The sequence below is a fragment of the Pseudomonas paraeruginosa PA7 genome, assembly GCF_000017205.1.
GTDB lineage: Bacteria > Pseudomonadota > Gammaproteobacteria > Pseudomonadales > Pseudomonadaceae > Pseudomonas > Pseudomonas paraeruginosa.
This window is the reverse complement of the sequence record NC_009656.1, coordinates 1,683,633-1,701,052: the sequence shown is the minus strand read 5'-3', so window position 1 is coordinate 1,701,052 and position 17,420 is coordinate 1,683,633. Positions and strand designations below refer to the sequence as shown.

Below are 17,420 nucleotides of genomic sequence, written 5' to 3'. Positions count from 1 at the left end.
TGACGCCAGCGGCGTTATCCGCCATCGAGCGTCGGCACGGCGGGTAACCGCAAGCGGTTGTCCGCCCTACGAGGCCGTCGGTGGCGCGCGCTCACTCCGCCGCCGGTTTCTTGCGCCTGAGCGGCGCCATGCCGTCGGCGCTGACCACCGCCGACGGGCCGGCCTTCGGCCGCGCGGCGGGCTTGCGCCTGGCCGCGGGCTTGGCAGCGGCGCCCTTCCGATCCTGTTTTTTCTTCTTGCTGCCGGCGGCCTTGCCCGAGGCCTTGAGCTTCTTCGGCCCCTGGTAGGCGGCCTTCAGTTCCTTGATGTTGCGCCGTTCGAAATGCTGCTTGAGGTAGCGCTCGACGCTCGACATCAGGTTCCAGTCGTTGTGGCAGATCAGCGAGATCGCCAGGCCCTCGGCGCCTGCGCGGCCGGTGCGGCCGATGCGGTGCACGTACTCGTCGCCGCTACGCGGCATGTCGAAGTTGATCACCAGGTCCAGGCCCTCGACGTCCAGGCCGCGGGCGGCGACGTCGGTGGCGACGAGGATCTTCACCGCGCCCTGCTTCAGGCGCTCGATGGCCAGCTTGCGGTCCTTCTGGTCCTTCTCGCCATGCAGGACGAAGACTTTGTGCTGGTTGGCGATCAGCCGCCCGGTCAGGCGATCGGCGGAGACCCGGGTGTTGGTGAAGACGATGGCCTTGGTGTAGGTCTCGTTGCCCAGCAGCCATTGCAGCAACTGTTCCTTGTGCGCCACGTCGTCGGCGGTGATGACCTGCTGGCGGACGTTCTCGTTCAGCTCGCCGACCTGGTTCAGGCGCAGCACTTGCGGCTCGCGCAGCACCTCGGCGATCACCTTGTTCAGCCCGGCGCCGCTGTGGGTGGCGGAGAACAGCAGGGTCTGGCGCTCGGCCGGGCAGGCGTTGGCCAGGGCCAGCACGTCGTCGGCGAAGCCCATGTCGAGCATGCGGTCGGCCTCGTCGAGCACCAGTACCTCGATATCCTGCAGCGGCAGGTTGCCGGCGTTGCGCTGCTCGAGCAGGCGGCCGGGGGTGCCGATGACGATCTCCGGGTTCTTGCGCAGGCGCGCGCCCTGCACCTTGAAGTCCTCGCCGCCAGTGATCAGGCAGGCCTTGATGAAGGTGAACTGGGCGAAGCGCTCGACTTCCTTGAGGGTCTGCTGGGCCAGCTCGCGGGTCGGCAGGAGGATCAGCGCGCGCGCCAGGGAGCGCGGCTTCTCCTCGGCCAGCAGACGGTTCAGCAACGGCAGCAGGAAGGCCGCGGTCTTGCCGCTGCCGGTCTGCGCCGTGACCCGCAGGTCGCGTCCCTCCAGCGCCTGGGGAATGGCCGCGGCCTGGACCGGCGTCGGCTCGCTGAAGGACAGGCTATCCAGTGCCTTCAGCAGGCGTTCGTGGAGGGGGAATTGGCTGAACAAGGGAAACCTCGGCATTGCAGGTGAAAATGGACAGGTGCATAGCCTAACGGTTGCCGCGCCGCCGCGCAGGCTTTATTCGCACGACGCGACGGCCAGCGCGCGGGTCGCAATCGGCCCGGCGGCGGGTCGCCGCCAGGCAAGCGCGGCGCGGGCGGCGCTCGCAGACTGGCCCGATGCCCGCCGTCCAGAGGACTCCCGTCATGCCCACCGCGCCGCCCTCCGCCGCCGAACGTCTGGAACGACTGCCGCTGAGCCCCTACCACCGGCTGATCTTCGTGATCATCGCCCTGGCGTTCTTCTTCGACTCGATGGACCTGGCGATGATGACCTTCCTGCTCGGCTCGATCAAAGCCGAGTTCGGCCTCGACTCGGCCCAGGCCGGCCTGCTGGCCAGCTCCAGCTTCTTCGGCATGGTGATCGGCGCGGCGCTGTCGGGCATGCTCGCCGACCGCTTCGGGCGCAAGCCGGTGTTCCAGTGGAGCATCGTGCTCTGGGGCCTGGCCAGCTACCTCTGCTCCACCGCCGGCGACCTCGGCAGCCTGACCCTCTACCGGGTGCTGCTGGGGATCGGCATGGGCATGGAGTTCCCCATCGCCCAGTCGCTGCTCTCGGAAATGATCCCGGCCAGCCGCCGCGGCAAGTACATCGCCCTGATGGACGGCTTCTGGCCGCTGGGCTTCGTCGCCGCCGGCTGCCTGTCCTACATCCTCCTGCCGCTGACCGGCTGGCGCGCGATCTTTCTGGTGCTGGCGCTGCCGGCGGTCTTCGTCCTGGTCATCCGCTTCCTGGTGCCCGAGTCGCCACGCTGGCTGGAGCAGGCCGGCCGGCGCGAACAGGCCGAGCGCGTGCTGCGCGGCATCGAGGCACGGGTGATGCGTTCGCTGCGCCTCGCCGAGCTGCCGCCGCCGCAGCGCCTGGCGCAGCCGGAACCTTCGCGGCCGGGCTTCTTCGGCGCCTTCGCCGAACTCTGGTCGCCGACCTACCGGCGCCGCACGCTGACCGTCTGGGGCCTGTGGTTCTTCGCCCTGCTCGGCTTCTACGGCCTGACCTCCTGGCTCAGCGCGCTGCTCCAGCAATCCGGCTTCGCCGTCACCCAGTCGGTGTATTACACCGTGCTGATCTCGCTGGCCGGGATACCCGGCTTCCTCTGCGCGGCCTGGCTGGTGGAAAGCTGGGGGCGCAAGCCGAGCTGCGTGCTGATGCTCCTCGGCGGCGGCGCGATGGCCTACGCCTACGGCCAGACCGCGGTGTTCGGCGGCAGCCTGGCGCTGCTGGTCGGCTTCGGCCTGGCCATGCAGTTCTTCCTGTTCGGCATGTGGGCGGTGCTCTACACCTATACCCCGGAGCTCTATCCGACCTCCGCGCGGGCCACCGGCTCGGGCTTCGCCTCGGCGGTCGGGCGGATCGGCTCGCTGCTCGGCCCGCTGGTCACCGGGCTGATCCTGCCGCTCACCGGCCAGGGCGGGGTGTTCACCCTCGGCGCGCTGTGTTTCGGCCTCGCCGCCCTGGTGGTCTGGGGCTTCGGCATCGAGACCCGCGGGCGCACCCTGGAGGAGCTCGCCGGCTGACTCCACACGTCGGCGGGAAACCTTTTCAGACACATCCTAGGTGCGAAGCGGGGCCCGATGAGGCACTCTTGATCCCTTTGTGCGCTCCCGGCCCACGGGTCGGGATGTTCGTTAAACCGTGGGAAGCGGCTCGCCCGCCCCCGCCCGCAACAAAGGAAGTCGCCTGTCCATGGACTCCACATCCCTTCTCGATCAGCTCTCCGGATACTGGTCGGCGCTCGACCAGCACCCTATCCTCCACGCCAGCCTGGCCTTCGGCCTGCTGCTGGTGGGCGCCCTGATCCTCGGCCGGATCGCCCGCTACGTCGTTCTCTACGCGGTCAACCTGCTGGCCCGCCAGCCGGCGCTGCACTGGTTCGGCGACCTGATCCGCAACAAGGTGTTCCAACGCCTGGCGCAGACCACCCCGTCGCTGCTGGTGCAGTTCGGCCTGCCATGGATTCCCGAGATGCCGGACAAGGCCGCGCATTTCCTCGGTAACCTGGCGCTGGCCTTCACCGTGCTGTTCCTGATCCTCGCCCTCACCGCGCTGCTCAACGCCCTGCTGGACATCTACGCGCGCACCGAGCACGCCCGCACCCGTTCGATCAAGGGCTACGTACAACTGGCGAAGATCGCCGTGTTCGTGTTCGGCGCGATCATCATCGTCTCGATCATCATCGACCGCTCGCCGCTCCTGCTGCTATCGGGCCTCGGCGCGATGTCGGCGGTCCTCCTGCTGGTCTACAAGGACACCCTGATGTCCTTCGTCGCCAGCGTGCAGCTGACCAGCAACGACATGCTGCGGGTCGGCGACTGGATCGAGATGCCGCAGGTCGGCGCCGACGGCGACGTGGTGGACATCACCCTGTACACCGTGAAGGTGCAGAACTTCGACAAGACCATCGTCTCGGTGCCGACCTGGCGCCTGATGTCCGAGTCGTTCAAGAACTGGCGCGGCATGCAACAGTCCGGCGGACGGCGGATCAAGCGCGCGATCTACGTCGACTCCAGCCAGGTGCGTTTCCTCGACGAGAAGGAAGAGCAACGCCTGGGCCAGGTGCGCCTGCTCACCGAGTACATGGCGCGCAAGCAGACCGAGTTGCAGGAATGGAACGCCGCCAACGGCGGGGTCGCGCCGCTGGCCGCCAACCGCCGCCGGCTGACCAACATCGGCACCTTCCGCGCCTATGCCCTGGCCTACCTGCAGAACCACCCGGACATCCACCAGGGCATGACCTGCATGGTCCGCCAGATGCAGCCGACCGCCCAGGGCATCCCGCTGGAGATATACTGCTTCACCCGCACCACCGGCTGGATCGACTACGAGCGCATCCAGGGCGACGTGTTCGATTACCTGCTGGCGGTGATGCCGGAGTTCGGCCTCGGCGCCTACCAGCAGCCCAGCGGCCAGGACCTGCGCCAGGGCCTGCAGGGCATGCTCGACGGACGTGAACCGGCGACGCGTTCGTTCGAGGCGCTGGCTTCGCCGAGCCGCAGCGACGAAGCCACCGTTTGATTGACCGAAAAAAGGCGGGCCAGCCATGAAGCCACAGTTGATCTACTACGTCGCCACCAGCCTGGACGGCTTCATCGCCCGCCCCGACGGCAGCGTCGACTGGCTCGACCGTTTCGCCGGCGGCGGCAGCGACCATGGCTACGCCGCCTTCTACCAGGGCATCGACGGGTTGCTGATGGGGCGCGGCAGCTACGATGTCGTGCGTGGCTTCGGCGACTGGCCCTATCCGGGCAAGCCCTGCCAGGTACTCACCCGCAATCCTCGGGTGAGCGGGCTGGAGGGGTTCGAACTGCGCCATGCCACGCCCCAGGACGGCCTGTCGCGCCTTGGCGAACAGGGCTGCCGGCGGGTCTGGCTGGCCGGCGGCGGCAGCCTGGCCGGCAGTTGCCTGGGCGCCGGGCTGCTCGACGAGGTGATCGTCAGTGTCGTTCCGCAACTGCTCGGCGCCGGCATCCCGCTGTTCGCCGGCGGCCGCGAGCGGCGCCTGCGACTGCTGGAACAACACAGCTACCACAGCGGCATCGTGCAGATGCGCTACCAGGTGATCACCGAGGACGATCAGGAATGACCGATACCCTGCTGAGCATTTCCGCCGCCTGCCTGTTCGACGACCAGGGCAACCTGCTGCTGGTGCGCAAGCGCGGCACCCAGGCCTTCATGCTTCCCGGCGGCAAGCGCGAACCGGGCGAGACGCCGCTGGCCGCGCTGCAACGCGAACTGCTGGAGGAGTTGCGCCTGCCGATGGGCGCATCGACCTTCGAGCACCTCGGCAACTTCCAGGCGCCGGCGGCCAACGAGGCGAACACCCGGGTCGATGCCGATATCTACGTCGCCCGCCTGCCCCATGCGGTCTGCGCTCAGGCCGAGCTGGAAGAGCTGGCCTGGCTGCTGCCCGGCCAGCCGCAACCGGACAACCTCGCGCCACTGCTGCGCGACCATGTCCTGCCGGCCCTGGCCCGACGCGCGGCAGAGCGAGCGCAAGCGCCGACGGAACAGCGTACCCGCCCCGGCCACGTGCGCTGAGCGCAATCTCCCCTCCCCACGAGCAAGGCCACCCGGAGGATGCCCTTTCACGCCCCTGCGCCGAACCACGACGTAGGCCGCATAACCGCCCCGCGGTTATCCGCCGATGCGCGGGATATCGACGGATAACGCCTGTGGCGTTATCCGCCTTACGGAACCAGGACCAGGCCTTTCTCAACGAAAAAGGCCACCCTGGGGTGGCCTTCCTACACTCGCGCGCGAACGGCGGCACAGGGCTGACAACCACCACGCCCATGGGATCGGCGGACGATTGCCACGCCCTTCCGGCGGTCTTCCTCCGGCTCAGAACGAGGTCCGGCGGTAGGCGCGGTAGCGCGGGAACCAGAAGTTCGCCTCGATCGCCTCGTTCAGCACCTCGTCGCTGGTCTGCAGGGCCTTGCCCTCGGCCTGGGCCTGCTTGGCCACGGCGACTGCGATGCGCTTGCTGACCTCGCGGATATCGCCCAGCGCCGGCAGCACCGCGCCCTCGCCCCGGGTGACGATCGGCGAGCAGTTGGCCAGGGCGTTGGCCGCCGCCATCAGCATGCCGTCGGTGACGCGGGTGGCCCGCGCGGCGATCACCCCGAGGCCGATGCCAGGGAAGATATAGGCGTTGTTGCACTGGGCGATGGGCATCCGCCTGTCACCCACCTGTACCGGCTGGAACGGGCTGCCGGTAGCGACCAGCGCCTGGCCGTCGGTCCAGTTGAGGATTTCCTGCGGGGTCGCCTCGACCCGCGAAGTCGGGTTCGACAGCGGCATCACCAGCGGCTGCGGGCAATGCCTGTGCAGCTCGCGGATGACCTCCTCGGAGAACAGCCCGCGCTGCCCGGAGACGCCGATCAGCACCGTCGGCCGGGCGTTGCGGATCACCTCCAGAAGCGCCAGGTCGTCGCCCTGCTGGCCGCCCCAGGCGCCGAGATCGGCACGTTTCTGCGCCAGGCGCTGCTGGAAGTCGAGCAGGTTGCTCATGTCGTCGGTGAGCAGGCCCCAGCGGTCGACCATGAAGATGCGCCGGCGCGCCTGGGCCTCGTCCAGTCCTTCCAGCCGCATGGCGGCGATGACCTGCTCGGCGATGCCGCAACCGGCGGAACCGGCGCCGACGAAGGTCACGGTCTGCTCGCTGAGCTTCTCGCCCTTGGCCTTGCAGGCCGCCAGGAGGGTGCCCACGGCCACCGCGGCGGTACCCTGGATGTCGTCGTTGAAGCAGCACAGCTCGTCCTTGTAGCGCTCCAGCAACGGCATCGCGTTGGTCTGGGCGAAATCCTCGAACTGCAGCAGGACGTTCGGCCAGCGCCGCTTGATCGCCTGGATGAACAGGTCGACGAATTCCTCATACTGCGCCCCGCTCACCCGCTCGTGGCGCCAGCCCATGTACATCGGGTCGTTGAGCAGGTCGGGGTTGTTGGTGCCGACGTCCAGCACCACCGGCAGGGTATAGGCCGGGCTGATGCCGCCGCAGGCGGTGTACAGCGACAACTTGCCGATCGGAATGCCCATGCCGCCGATGCCCTGGTCGCCGAGGCCGAGGATCCGTTCGCTGTCGGTGACCACCACGATCTTCACGTTGTTCTTGGTGGCGCTGCGCAGGATGTCGTCGATCCGCTCGCGGTCCGGGTAGGAAATGAACAGCCCGCGATGGGTGCGGTAGATCTTCGAGAACTCCTGGCAGGCCTGGCCGACCGTGGGGGTGTAGATGATCGGCAGCATTTCTTCCAGGTGCTCCTCGAGCAGGCGGAAGAACAGGGTCTCGTTGTTGTCCTGGATCGAGCGCAGGAAGATGTGGCGGTCCAGATCGGTGTTGCACAGGTTGTACTGGCTGTAGGCGCGCTCGGTCTGCTCCTCGATGGTCTCGATGTTGTGCGGCAGCAGGCCTTGCAGGTTGAAATCGATGCGTTCCTGGGTACTGAACGCGCTGCCTTTGTTCAGCAGCGGCATCTCCAGCAGCGACGGGCCGGCATGGGGAACGTACAAGGGGCGCTTGGCTGTTTCGGTCATATCTGGACTCGCTTCTACGGGCTTCACTCGGGTACGGGGACCACGAACATACCCCCGGCGCAGAGGCTTTCCAAGGCCATGGCGAACAACAGGACGTTGCCGGCCCCGCAGCTGTCGTCACTTGCACGCTGAAACCGGCGCGTCACATCCGGAACCGATCATTCGACGAATGGTCAGAAGGCCGGCGTCAAAATAGGTCACAATAGCCGCCGCTTTCGTAGGGGAATACGCTGGGAACCTCCATGAGTCCCGGATTTTCCTTCGTGAAGCCGGTTATCCCCGGGACAACCTGAATGCATCCAGGCCCGGTGGCAGTTGGCCGTTTCGCTTGACGGCCTGGTCGGAAGAGTCAGGAGGGCTCGTTCCGGTCACCCAGAAGACACTCCGATGAACAGAGAGTAACCACGAACCAGCGGAAGCCTGGACCGTTATTCACGCACGCGAAGACATGCCGAAATGCGTTCACCCTTTTTGACATGCCTGTCTGTAGGCTTCGCGGCCCTTCTGGCCGCCCTCTCGATGCCCAGCCTGGCTTCCAACCAGGTTACCCATACCTTCAAGCCGTCGAAGAATTCCACCCTGTCGCCCAGCCGGGTCGTCAGCACCCGCCAGTCCACCAACCGCTCGGTGGTCGCGGCCGCCGCTTCCGAAGTCACCGACCGCGCCTTCAGCATGATCGGCACCCCCTACCGCTGGGGCGGCACCACGCCGAAGAAGGGCTTCGATTGCAGCGGCCTGGTCAACTACGTATTCCAGGATGTCGACGACGTCGACCTGCCGCGCACCGCCCGCGCCATCTACAACATGGACAACAACAAGGTTTCCCGCGGCAAATTGCAGCCGGGCGACCTGGTGTTCTTCCGGATCCGCAGCCGCAGCGTCGACCACGTCGGCATCTACGTCGGCAACGATCGCTTCGTGCATGCGCCGCGGCGCGGCAAGAAGGTCCGCGTCTCCGACCTCAACAGCAGCTACTGGAAGCGCCACTACCTGGCCGGCAAGCGTATCCTGCCGGCCACCCTCGCCCAGGTCGAGAGCACCCGCAAACGCTGACTCCGGCGCCAGCGGCTCGCTCAGATGCCCCGACGCGCCTGTTTCCTCAGCAGGCGCGCGCTGTCCCAGCCGGTCAGCAGCACCGCCAGCCAGATCGGCGCGTAGGTCCACAGCTGCTCGACGCGGAATGCCTCGCCGAGGAACAGTACCGCCACCAGGAACAGCAGCACCGGTTCGACGTAGCTGAGGATGCCGAACAGCCCCATCGGCAACAGCCGGCTGGAGGCCATCATCGCGCCGAAGGCCAGCGCGCTGATCAGCCCCAGCATCGGCAGCAGCAGCCACAGCCGCGGCGCCTCGCGGAACGCCTGGCTTTCATCGCCCAGCCAGTACAGCGCGAACAACGCCACCGGCAGCAGGAAGAGCATCTCGAAGACGAACCCTGACAGCGCGTCCACCCCCATCTTCCTGCGCAGCATGAAGTACGGCGGGTAGCCCAGGGCGGTGACCAACGAGACCCAGGAGAACGCCCGGGTCAGCCAGAACTCGTGCAGTACCCCGGCCAGCGCGCAGGCCACGGCAATGCCCTGCAGCGGCGTCAGGCGCTCGCCGTAGAACACCCGGCCGACCAGGACCATCGCCAGCGGCAGGAGGAAATAGCCCAGCGAAAGCTCCAGGGTCTTCCCGGCCAGCGGTGCCCAGATGAAGATGCCCCATTGCAGCAGCATCATCGCCGCGGTCAGCGGGAAGCAGGCCAGCAGCCAGGGCTCGGCGAACAGCCGGCGCCAGGCGGCGCGCAGGGTCGGCCACTGGCGGGTGGCGACAACCAGCAGGAGCACCATCGGGATCGACCAGAGTACCCGGTGCGCCAGCACCTGCAGGCTGTCCAGCGGTTCCAGCAGGTGGACGTAGCCCGGCAGGGTGACGAACAGCAGCGAGGCGGCCAGCGACAACAGCACTCCCTGTCCGGAGATCCTCATGCGCGCACCTCGCGGCGGCCGAGCCGGTTGACCCACAACGAGGCGACGATGATCGCGCCGCCCAGCGCCAGGCGCGGCAGGTCGGCGTGCTGGTTCCAGATCAGCAGATTGAGCAGCAGCCCCACCGGCACATGCAGGTTGTTCATCACCGCCAGGCTGCCGGCGTCGACCTCGGTGGCGCCCTTGTTCCACCAGAACTGGCCGAGCGCGGTGGCCAGCAGGCCCATCCACACCAGTACGCCCCATTGCAGTTCGCCGGCCGGCAGGCGCTGCGGATCGCCGAACAGCAGCCAGGCCGGCAGGGCGACCAGCAGCGCGCCGAGGAAGAAGTAGCCGAAGCGCTGGCGCTGCGGCAGTTGCGACGGATATCGACGCACCAGGCGCTTGTACAGCACCTGCCCGGCGGCGAAGGTGGCGTTGGCCAGTTGCAGCAGCAGGAAGCCCTGGAGGAACTCGCCGGTGATTCCGTCGTAGCGGATGATCGCCGCACCCGCCACCGCCACCAGCGCGGCGGCCAGGGCCCAGGCATTGAAGCGGCGGTTCAACAGGTCGTCGAGCAGGGCCACGTGGACCGGGGTCAGCACGGTGAACAGCAGTACCTCGGGCACCGTCAGCACGTTGAAGCTGAGGTACAGGCAGACATAGGTGATGCCGAACTGCAGCGCGCCGACCAGCATCACCCCGCCGATGAAGCGCGGCGCCACCCCGCGCCAGCGGGTCAGCGGAAGGAACACCAGGCCGGCGAGGAGGACCCGGGTGAGCACGGCGAAGTAGCTGTCGACCTGGCCGGCGAGGTACTCGCCGATCAGGTTGAAGGAAAACGCCCAGAGGACGGTGACGAACAGTAGATAACGCATGGACCAGGCACCAGGATGGGGCGCCGACCATAACGTTTTTGCCGCCGCCACGGAAGGCCGCGCGGGCCCGCGGCGAACCTCGCCGCTTCCGCGCTATCTGCCGTGCGCGGTCGGCCAGCGGTATTCGAGCCAGTGCTGCATGCGCTGGCGCAGCTGGCCGGTCTGCTCGGCGATGTGCAGCCACTGGTCGACGTAGCGCTTGAAGGCCTCGTCGCGCGGCAGCAGGTAGGCCTTCTCGGCGAAGTCGAAGGGCCGCTCCGGATGCACGGCGCACAATTCCGGGTGCAGCCTGGATTGCAGGCGGGTCTCGATGGCATCGGTCATCATCAGGTCGGCCTTGCCGTCGACGATCTGCTGGAAGATCGTCACGTTGTCCGGGTGTACGAGGATCCGCGCCTGCTTCAGGTGCGCGCGGGCGAACTTCTCATTGGTGCCGCCGGGATTGACGATGGCGGTCACGCCCGGCCGGTCGATCTGCTCCAGGGTCTGGAAGCGCGCCTGGTTGGCGCACAGGGTGATCGGCGTCTTGCCGTCGCGCAGGTAGGGCATGGAGAAGTAGGCCTGGCGCTGGCGCTCCAGGTTGATCGAGATGCCGCTCATGGCGATGTCGAAGCGGTCGTCGGCGAGATCGCGCATCAGGCTCGGCCAACTGGTCGGCACCAGTACCAGCCTGGCGCCCAGGCTCTCGGCCAGGCGCTGCGCCATGTCCACGTCGAAACCGACGTAGCCGCCCTGCTCCGTGCGGTAGCTGAACGGCTTGTAGTCACCGGTGCTGCCCACGCGCAGCACACCGCTGTCGAGTATGCGATCGAGACGGCTTTCCTGCGCCTGCAGGCTGGCGCTGGCCAGCAGTACGAGACAGGCCAGGGCCTGGATGAGATGGCGGATGGATTTCGGCATGGCGGCTCCTCGGGATGGCGGACCGCAGAGAGACTACGCAAGTCGGCGGCCGCGGCCAAATCCCGGGAGGACCTGGAGTCGCTCAGCGGCCCGGGGAAAATCCGTTCACACCGCCATCGACAGCGGCACGCCCCGCAGCCACTCGGGATGGTAGCGCAGCAGCATCTCCAGGCCGCGTTCCTGGTAGGCCGGGAAGCTGATCGCGACCAGCGACTCGCCCTTGCTCTTCTGCGGCGGACCGAGGCGCTCGAGGACCACCCCGTTGCGGATGAAATAGCGCTCCATGGCCGTGGTGGTCACCGCCACCACCGAGCTGGCGCCCAGGTACCAGGCGCATTGCAGGCTGGACCAGAACACCTTCATCGCCAGTTGCGGGTCGTCCGCGGCGCCGGCGGCGTAGCGCGAGAGCTCCCAGACCGACGGATCGCTCGGCGGGGTCTCGCTGCACAGGTAGGCGAAGACGTCCTTGAGCAGGTAGGCCTCGGTGGTCGGCAGCAGGCGGGCGCAGCCGCAGATGCCTTCGCGCGGGCTCCTGGCGATGATGTAGCGGGTTTGCGGATGGTCGAACTGGTCGAACTCCTGGCCGCGGGTCCTGGAGGTGGACTCCACGTCCCAACCCAGCTTCTCGATGAAGACCTCGTGCCGGTAGCGTCCCAGCTCGGCGATCATGCTGGCGGAAAGCCCTTCCAGCGATTCCGAGAGCAATTCGATCATGACCAGTCCCCGTGTCGTGCCGGCCGAGAAAAAAAGGCGGCATCCCTACCCCTGTACTCCTGGGCCCTCTCAGTCGGAGGACATACCAGCACACACATGAGGGGGAAGACTAAAGGAGGATGAACGGCAGGCAACCTGCCAGATCTGGTAGGGCGCGCCGACTGGCGCGCCCTCCGTTCAGATAAGCCCCAGCGCGGCGGCGTAGGCTGCGGCCAGGGTCTTGTTCGGCGCGTCGAACTTCTTCTGGATGTTCTTGTGGTGGAAGTTCACCGTGCTCTCGGAAATGCTCAGGATGATCGCGATTTCTCCCGAGCTCTTGCCGTCGGCGGTCCATTGCAGGATCTCGCGCTCGCGGTGGCTGAGGCAGACCGGGTTGGACATCAGCATCGGATGCTCCAGGTCGGTCAGCTTCTGGGTCAGCAGCTCGATCATGCAGCGCAGCCGCAGGCGGATTTCCTCGCGCTCGAAGCTGGAGATGTTCTGCTGGTCGCGCGCCACCGAAAGCACGCTGAGCAGGTTGTTCGGCGCACGGATCGGCAAGGTCGCGCCGACGCACAGGCCCCAGTCGCGGGCCTCGTTCCAGAGCATCCGGCTCTGGTCGAACAGGCTGTCGCTCCAGACCACCATTTCCGAGGAGCGCAGGCCATTGAGGATCGCCGGGTCGACCGCCCCGTAGTTCTGCATCTGGTAGCGTTCCAGCCAGGCCTTGGGATAGGTACCGTGCACCTCGGTCTTCGGCCGGGTGAAGGGAATCGTGTGGCGCACCCCATAGGCGTAATAATCGAAGCCCAGGCGACGCACTTCCTTTTCCAGGACGGCAAACACGCCCTGGCTGTCGTGGATCGGTTGCATCTCGCTCCGCAAACCGTCCCACCACAGCAAAAAGCCTCCGTCGTTCCTCATTGCAGTAAGCCCTGATCGATAAAATGCATCGCAGCAGAATTGGCCCGGGGTATGGCGCTGTCAAGCGTGCTCCCTTGCCGACACGGCAAAACCATGGCAATCCTATCTGTTATGCCAGCACGGCTCAGGACGCGGCTTTCAGCCATCGCACATCCCCCTCCCTATGACAACGTTCGACCACTTGGGCCGCTTTACCGCAAGCGATACTGTGCGGTTGTGACAATTCCATGAAACGCCGACAGGCCGCCGCCAGCGCCGGGTCCTCGAGCAGCCGCCAGAGCGACTCGCGCAGCGCCTGCTCGCGTAGCGGCAGGCCCAGGCGGATACCGCAGCCGAGGCGGACCAGGCGTTCGGCGTTGTCGAACTGGTCGTGGGCGCAAGGCAGCAGCACCTGCGGCACCCCCGCCGCCAGCGCCAGGCTCATGGCGCCGATGCCGGCCGGGTGGACCAGCCCGGCGCACGCCGGCAGCAAGGCCCCCAACGGCACGTACGAGCGTTGCAGCACGTGGCTCGGCAAGCCACGCAGCGGCTCCTGGCCGGCGCCGGTGAGGAAGATGCCGCGGGCGCCGAGACGCTCCAGCGCGCGCAAGGCCATGGCATAGAAGTCTCCCTGCAGGTGCTCGGTCGAACCCTGGGTGAACACCAGCGGCCGACTGCCCTGCTCGAGGAAGCGCTGCAACTCGTCGTCGAGGCGGGTCCCCGGGACGCTGCCGTCGAACAGCGGGAAGCCGGTCATGTGCAGCGGTTGCGGCCAGTCCTGCTGGGGCGGTGCGAACCAGGCCGGGAACAGGCAGAGCACTCCCTGTGGCGAATGCATCCACTGGGTGAAGATGCGCTTCGCCGGGCCGACCAGGCCGACCTTGCGGCGCACCGCGTTGATCTCCGGGGCGCAGGTGCGGTCCAGCTTGAAGCGTTCGATGCAGCGCCAGAGCAACTTGCGCATCGCCAGCGGGACCTGCTCGGGCACGTTGAACCTGGGGTGGACCGGCGGCAGGTGCGCCGACAGCAGGGTCGACGGCGAGACCTGCACCGACAGGTAGGGAATCCCGTATTTCTCATGGGCGATCCGCGCGCCCAGGGCCCACAGCGAACCGACCACCACGATGTCGTCGTGGCGCTGTGCGCAGACGTACTCGTAGACCGGCTCGATCATCCCGGCGATGGCCTGCCAGAGCACTCCGAACGAGGTCTTCGGATCCCACAGGCGCGGGTCGCCCATGGTCCGGCGGTAGGTCAGTTCGTCGCTGAGCGGGACGAACTCGATGCCGTGCTGCTCCACCGCGGCGCGAAACACCGGAATGGTGCACAGGCTGACGCGGTGGCCGCGCAACTTCAGGGTGCGGGCCAGGCCGATGAAGGGGAACACGTCGCCGGCCGAACCGATGGCGATGAGAATGGCGTGCATGGGGCTACTCCTTGCGTTGTGCAACGGCAAGGCCCGGCCATGCCGGGCCTTCGCAGATCCCGACGGGTCAGGCGTAGCCGATGGCCATCTCGTGGAATCCCGCCGCCTGCTCGGAGCGCCACGGTTCCGGTTGCGCCAGCAGGTGCTCGAGCAACGCCCGGTGCACACGCGCCGCCGCCAGCTTGGACTCCAGGTCGAGGAAGTGCCCGGTGCCTTCCACCCGCGAAAAACTGCAATGCGGCAGGTAATCGCGGAACTGGCGGGCGTCCTCGGCGGTGGTGTACTCGTCCCAGCTGCCGTTGATGAAATGCACGTGACTCTGGATCTGCCCCAGGCAGCTCAGGTAGCCACGGTCATTGAGCGCCAGCACCTGGTCGATGTGGAAACGCGCCTGCTCGTACTCGCCAGTGGCCAGGGAGGCCATGTGCTGATGGTTGCTGGCCTTCAGCCGCGGCGGCAGGTACTTGCCGACGGTCTCGTTGAGCAGGTGGCCGATCGCCGACTTGTCGTCCAGTTCGATCAGTTCCTGGGCCCGCCCGACATAATCGAGCATCGCCTGGTTCAGCCCCGGCGCGAACGCCATCACCACCGAGCTGCGGACCCCGCGCGGGTTGCGCGACAGCGCCAGCAGCGTGGAGATGCCGCCCCAGGAGGCCGAGACCAGGTGGTTGACAGCGAAGCGCTCGATCAGCGCCAGGAGAATCTCCACCTCGTCGTCCTTGGTGATCAACCCGCGCTGCGGATTGTGCTGCCGCGACTGCCCGGCGAAGGGCAGGTCGAACAGCACCACGTTGAAATGTTCGGCCAGGCACTTGCAGGTCCGGGCGAACGAGGCGGTGGTCGCCATCGCGCCGTTGACCAGCATCACCGTGTCGCGCCCGGGATCCTGCCCCACGCGCTCGACATGTACCCGCAGGCCCTTGCATACCGTTACCAACAGACTTTCGCGCCGCATCTCACACCTCCCAAAAAGTTTTCGAACAGGCAAACAGCTATCGCTGCCACGGGTATCCCGGCATTACGTAGAGTTCGTTCTTGTTGTTCGAACGGCAGACAAGTAACTCAGCGGCCACCCGCGCCAATCAGCCACAGCGGGTGCATACCCCTTCAGGGGAGGGGCTTGTATGGATCTTGCAGATCGGCCTGCGCAAACGATTGGCGTCCCTGTTCACGCCAGGCCGATGAACACTTTTTAGCCAATTCGAAAGCTAACGGTAACTGCCAGATTTCACAGGACGAACGCCCGCCATCGTCTAAGCCCCTGTCCACCCGCCATAAGGGCGGGCCAGAGCGGCTGGCGGGCAGGAACGGGGGTGAGGAAAAAAGCCAAAGAAAAACCGGGCACGAGGCCCGGTTTTCGTTGACGAAGCGCTCTGGCGTCAGGCTTTTGGCAGGGTCACGCCACGCTGCCCCTGATACTTGCCGCCGCGATCCTTGTAGGACACCTCGCAGGCCTCATCGGACTGCAGGAAGAGCATCTGCGCCACGCCCTCGTTGGCGTAGATCTTCGCCGGCAGGTTGGTGGTATTGGAGAACTCCAGGGTCACGTGGCCCTCCCACTCCGGCTCCAGGGGGGTGACGTTGACGATGATGCCGCAGCGCGCGTAGGTGCTCTTGCCCAGGCAGATGGTCAGGACGTCGCGGGGGATGCGGAAGTACTCGACGGTGCGCGCCAGGGCGAAGGAGTTCGGCGGGATGATGCAGACGTCGCTGTTGATGTCGACGAAGCTCTTCTCGTCGAAGTTCTTCGGATCGACCACCGCCGAATGGATGTTGGTGAACACCTTGAATTCGGCGGCGCAGCGCACGTCGTAGCCGTAGCTGGACACCCCGTAGGAAATCACCCGGCTGTCGTCCGCGCCGCGCACCTGGCGCTCGACGAACGGCTCGATCATGCCGTGCTCCTGAGCCATGCGGCGAATCCACTTGTCCGATTTGATGGTCATGGAGGGTGTCCTGTCGAAAGCTGCGAAAAATGATCGCGAATCTTACCGGGGCCGTCGCCGCAGGGCAAAGGCAGCCGTCGTCGACGACTGCCCGGCGGCCTCAGTCGTCGCTGATACTGATGTCCGGCAGGCCGACGCTGGCCCGCTCGCTGAGGACGATGCGCGCACCGACGTGGCGGGCGATCTCCTGGTAGAGCATCGCCAGCTGGCTTTCCGGGTCGGCGATCACCGTCGGCCGGCCGCTATCGGCCTGGGTGCGGATGGCGATCGACAGCGGCATCGAGGCCAGCAGCTCGACGCCGAACTGCGCCGCCAGCTTCTCGCCACCGCCCTCGCCGAACAGGTGCTCGGCGTGGCCGCAGTTGGAACAGATATGCACCGCCATGTTCTCCACCACGCCGAGCACCGGGATGTTCACCTTGCGGAACATCTCCACGCCCTTCTTCGCGTCGAGCAGCGCCAGGTCCTGCGGCGTGGTGACGATCACCGCGCCGGCCACCGGCACCTTCTGCGCCAGGGTCAGCTGGATGTCGCCGGTGCCCGGCGGCATGTCCACCACCAGGTAGTCGAGGTTGTCCCAGGCAGTCTGGGTGATCAGCTGGATCAGCGCGCCGGAGACCATCGGCCCGCGCCAGACCACCGGCGTGCTGTCGTCGGTGAGGAAGGCCATCGACATGACCTGTACCCCATGCGCCTGCAGCGGCTCGAACCACTTCTGCTCGCGGACCTTCGGCCGGGTGCCTTCCGGCAGGCCGAACATGATGCCCTGGCTGGGACCGTAGATATCCGCGTCGAGGATACCCACCCGCGCACCCTCGCGGGCCAGCGCCAGGGCCAGGTTGGCGGCGGTGGTGGACTTGCCGACGCCGCCCTTGCCGGACGCCACCGCGACGATGTTCTTCACGTTGCCCATCACCTCGACCTGCGGCTGCGCCTTGTGCGACTGGATCACGCAGTCGACCTGCACCTCGGCGCGGCCCACGCCGTCGAGCGCCTCCAGGGCCATCTGCAGGGTCTGCGCCCAGCCGTTCCTGAACAGCCCGGCGGCGTAGCCCAGCTCCAGGCGCACCCGCACGCGGTCGCCGTGGATCTCCACCTCGCGCAGGCAGCCGGCGCTGACGGGGTCCTGGTTCAGATAGGGGTCCTGGTACTGGCGGAGGGTGGCTTCCACCGTTTGGCGAGTGATAGCGGACATGGGGGATTTCCTGAGGGTTAAGC

16 protein-coding genes are annotated in these 17,420 nt (G+C 66.9%); 5 read left to right on the top strand and 11 right to left on the bottom strand.

Annotated elements, in window-relative coordinates; translation table 11 throughout:
- Nucleotides 1–91 precede the first annotated feature (91 nt).
- On the bottom strand, nucleotides 92–1,432 hold the full coding sequence (locus tag PSPA7_RS07930) for a DEAD/DEAH box helicase (RefSeq protein ID WP_074197440.1): 1,341 nt from the start codon (nucleotides 1,430–1,432) through the stop codon (nucleotides 92–94).
- 185 nt (nucleotides 1,433–1,617) lie between these two features.
- Here PSPA7_RS07930 and PSPA7_RS07925 point away from each other — a divergent pair, with 185 nt between their 5' ends.
- From PSPA7_RS07925 to PSPA7_RS07910, 4 genes are all read left to right on the top strand, one after another.
- Nucleotides 1,618–2,985 (top strand): MFS transporter, encoded by a 1,368-nt coding sequence (locus PSPA7_RS07925; RefSeq protein WP_012074809.1) that lies wholly within the window; start codon nucleotides 1,618–1,620, stop codon nucleotides 2,983–2,985.
- Nucleotides 2,986–3,154: 169 nt separating this feature from the next.
- Nucleotides 3,155–4,483: a mechanosensitive ion channel family protein gene (locus PSPA7_RS07920; RefSeq protein ID WP_012074808.1), complete on the top strand. Its 1,329-nt coding sequence runs from the start codon at nucleotides 3,155–3,157 to the stop codon at nucleotides 4,481–4,483.
- A 25-nt stretch (nucleotides 4,484–4,508) separates the two neighbouring features.
- Nucleotides 4,509–5,051 carry a dihydrofolate reductase family protein gene (locus PSPA7_RS07915; RefSeq protein ID WP_012074807.1) on the top strand — a complete coding sequence of 181 codons (543 nt, stop codon included), beginning with the start codon at nucleotides 4,509–4,511 and terminating at the stop codon, nucleotides 5,049–5,051.
- Nucleotides 5,048–5,506, top strand: a complete 459-nt coding sequence (locus tag PSPA7_RS07910; RefSeq protein ID WP_003155946.1) for an NUDIX hydrolase — start codon at nucleotides 5,048–5,050, stop codon at nucleotides 5,504–5,506. Before PSPA7_RS07915 ends, PSPA7_RS07910 begins: the two co-directional genes overlap by 4 nt.
- A 303-nt stretch (nucleotides 5,507–5,809) precedes the next feature.
- Here PSPA7_RS07910 and PSPA7_RS07905 read toward each other — a convergent pair whose 3' ends face one another.
- On the bottom strand, nucleotides 5,810–7,504 hold the full coding sequence (locus PSPA7_RS07905) for an NAD-dependent malic enzyme (protein ID WP_012074806.1): 1,695 nt from the start codon (nucleotides 7,502–7,504) through the stop codon (nucleotides 5,810–5,812).
- A gap of 456 nt (nucleotides 7,505–7,960) precedes the next feature.
- Here PSPA7_RS07905 and PSPA7_RS07900 point away from each other — a divergent pair, with 456 nt between their 5' ends.
- Nucleotides 7,961–8,557: a C40 family peptidase gene (locus PSPA7_RS07900; RefSeq protein ID WP_023443213.1), complete on the top strand. Its 597-nt coding sequence runs from the start codon at nucleotides 7,961–7,963 to the stop codon at nucleotides 8,555–8,557.
- A gap of 20 nt (nucleotides 8,558–8,577) precedes the next feature.
- Here the strand turns inward: PSPA7_RS07900 and rarD are convergent, their stop codons facing one another.
- The 9 genes from rarD to apbC all read right to left on the bottom strand — a co-directional run bounded on the left by rarD (nucleotide 8,578) and on the right by apbC (nucleotide 17,397).
- Nucleotides 8,578–9,477, bottom strand: coding sequence for an EamA family transporter RarD (gene rarD, locus PSPA7_RS07895; protein ID WP_033996716.1), 900 nt, complete (start codon nucleotides 9,475–9,477; stop codon nucleotides 8,578–8,580).
- A complete protein-coding gene (locus tag PSPA7_RS07890; RefSeq protein ID WP_012074803.1) occupies nucleotides 9,474–10,334 on the bottom strand; it encodes a carboxylate/amino acid/amine transporter in 861 nt (286 codons plus the stop codon). The genes rarD and PSPA7_RS07890 overlap by 4 nt, the downstream gene beginning before the upstream one ends.
- Before the next feature lie 93 nt (nucleotides 10,335–10,427).
- Nucleotides 10,428–11,234 (bottom strand): transporter substrate-binding domain-containing protein, encoded by an 807-nt coding sequence (locus tag PSPA7_RS07885; protein WP_012074802.1) that lies wholly within the window; start codon nucleotides 11,232–11,234, stop codon nucleotides 10,428–10,430.
- 105 nt (nucleotides 11,235–11,339) lie between these two features.
- Nucleotides 11,340–11,948, bottom strand: a complete 609-nt coding sequence (gene rhlI / locus PSPA7_RS07880; protein WP_012074801.1) for an acyl-homoserine-lactone synthase RhlI — start codon at nucleotides 11,946–11,948, stop codon at nucleotides 11,340–11,342.
- A gap of 177 nt (nucleotides 11,949–12,125) precedes the next feature.
- Complete coding sequence (rhlR, locus tag PSPA7_RS07875) at nucleotides 12,126–12,851, bottom strand: quorum sensing system transcriptional regulator RhlR (RefSeq protein WP_003119559.1); 726 nt, start codon at nucleotides 12,849–12,851, stop codon at nucleotides 12,126–12,128.
- Between the two features lie 124 nt (nucleotides 12,852–12,975).
- Nucleotides 12,976–14,256 (bottom strand): glycosyltransferase, encoded by a 1,281-nt coding sequence (locus PSPA7_RS07870; RefSeq protein ID WP_003155939.1) that lies wholly within the window; start codon nucleotides 14,254–14,256, stop codon nucleotides 12,976–12,978.
- 67 nt (nucleotides 14,257–14,323) lie between these two features.
- A complete protein-coding gene (gene rhlA, locus PSPA7_RS07865) occupies nucleotides 14,324–15,211 on the bottom strand; it encodes a 3-(3-hydroxydecanoyloxy)decanoate synthase (protein WP_012074800.1) in 888 nt (295 codons plus the stop codon).
- Between the two features lie 424 nt (nucleotides 15,212–15,635).
- The gene (gene dcd / locus PSPA7_RS07860) at nucleotides 15,636–16,202 is read right to left on the bottom strand and encodes a dCTP deaminase (protein WP_003092017.1); all 567 of its coding nucleotides are present in this window, start codon (nucleotides 16,200–16,202) and stop codon (nucleotides 15,636–15,638) included.
- 100 nt (nucleotides 16,203–16,302) lie between these two features.
- Nucleotides 16,303–17,397 (bottom strand): iron-sulfur cluster carrier protein ApbC, encoded by a 1,095-nt coding sequence (gene apbC / locus PSPA7_RS07855; protein ID WP_003155934.1) that lies wholly within the window; start codon nucleotides 17,395–17,397, stop codon nucleotides 16,303–16,305.
- Nucleotides 17,398–17,420: the final 23 nt, after the last annotated feature.

Coding starts and splice junctions, on each gene's coding strand:
- PSPA7_RS07915 (WP_012074807.1), top strand. CDS start 4,509: ATGAAGCCACAGTTGATCTACTACGTCGCCACCAGCCTGGACGGCTTC.
- rarD (WP_033996716.1), bottom strand. CDS start 9,477: ATGAGGATCTCCGGACAGGGAGTGCTGTTGTCGCTGGCCGCCTCGCTG.
- PSPA7_RS07900 (WP_023443213.1), top strand. CDS start 7,961: ATGCGTTCACCCTTTTTGACATGCCTGTCTGTAGGCTTCGCGGCCCTT.
- PSPA7_RS07885 (WP_012074802.1), bottom strand. CDS start 11,234: ATGCCGAAATCCATCCGCCATCTCATCCAGGCCCTGGCCTGTCTCGTA.
- rhlI (WP_012074801.1), bottom strand. CDS start 11,948: ATGATCGAATTGCTCTCGGAATCGCTGGAAGGGCTTTCCGCCAGCATG.
- PSPA7_RS07930 (WP_074197440.1), bottom strand. CDS start 1,432: ATGCCGAGGTTTCCCTTGTTCAGCCAATTCCCCCTCCACGAACGCCTG.
- PSPA7_RS07925 (WP_012074809.1), top strand. CDS start 1,618: ATGCCCACCGCGCCGCCCTCCGCCGCCGAACGTCTGGAACGACTGCCG.
- PSPA7_RS07920 (WP_012074808.1), top strand. CDS start 3,155: ATGGACTCCACATCCCTTCTCGATCAGCTCTCCGGATACTGGTCGGCG.
- PSPA7_RS07890 (WP_012074803.1), bottom strand. CDS start 10,334: ATGCGTTATCTACTGTTCGTCACCGTCCTCTGGGCGTTTTCCTTCAAC.
- PSPA7_RS07910 (WP_003155946.1), top strand. CDS start 5,048: ATGACCGATACCCTGCTGAGCATTTCCGCCGCCTGCCTGTTCGACGAC.
- rhlA (WP_012074800.1), bottom strand. CDS start 15,211: ATGCGGCGCGAAAGTCTGTTGGTAACGGTATGCAAGGGCCTGCGGGTA.
- dcd (WP_003092017.1), bottom strand. CDS start 16,202: ATGACCATCAAATCGGACAAGTGGATTCGCCGCATGGCTCAGGAGCAC.
- PSPA7_RS07905 (WP_012074806.1), bottom strand. CDS start 7,504: ATGACCGAAACAGCCAAGCGCCCCTTGTACGTTCCCCATGCCGGCCCG.
- rhlR (WP_003119559.1), bottom strand. CDS start 12,851: ATGAGGAACGACGGAGGCTTTTTGCTGTGGTGGGACGGTTTGCGGAGC.
- PSPA7_RS07870 (WP_003155939.1), bottom strand. CDS start 14,256: ATGCACGCCATTCTCATCGCCATCGGTTCGGCCGGCGACGTGTTCCCC.
- apbC (WP_003155934.1), bottom strand. CDS start 17,397: ATGTCCGCTATCACTCGCCAAACGGTGGAAGCCACCCTCCGCCAGTAC.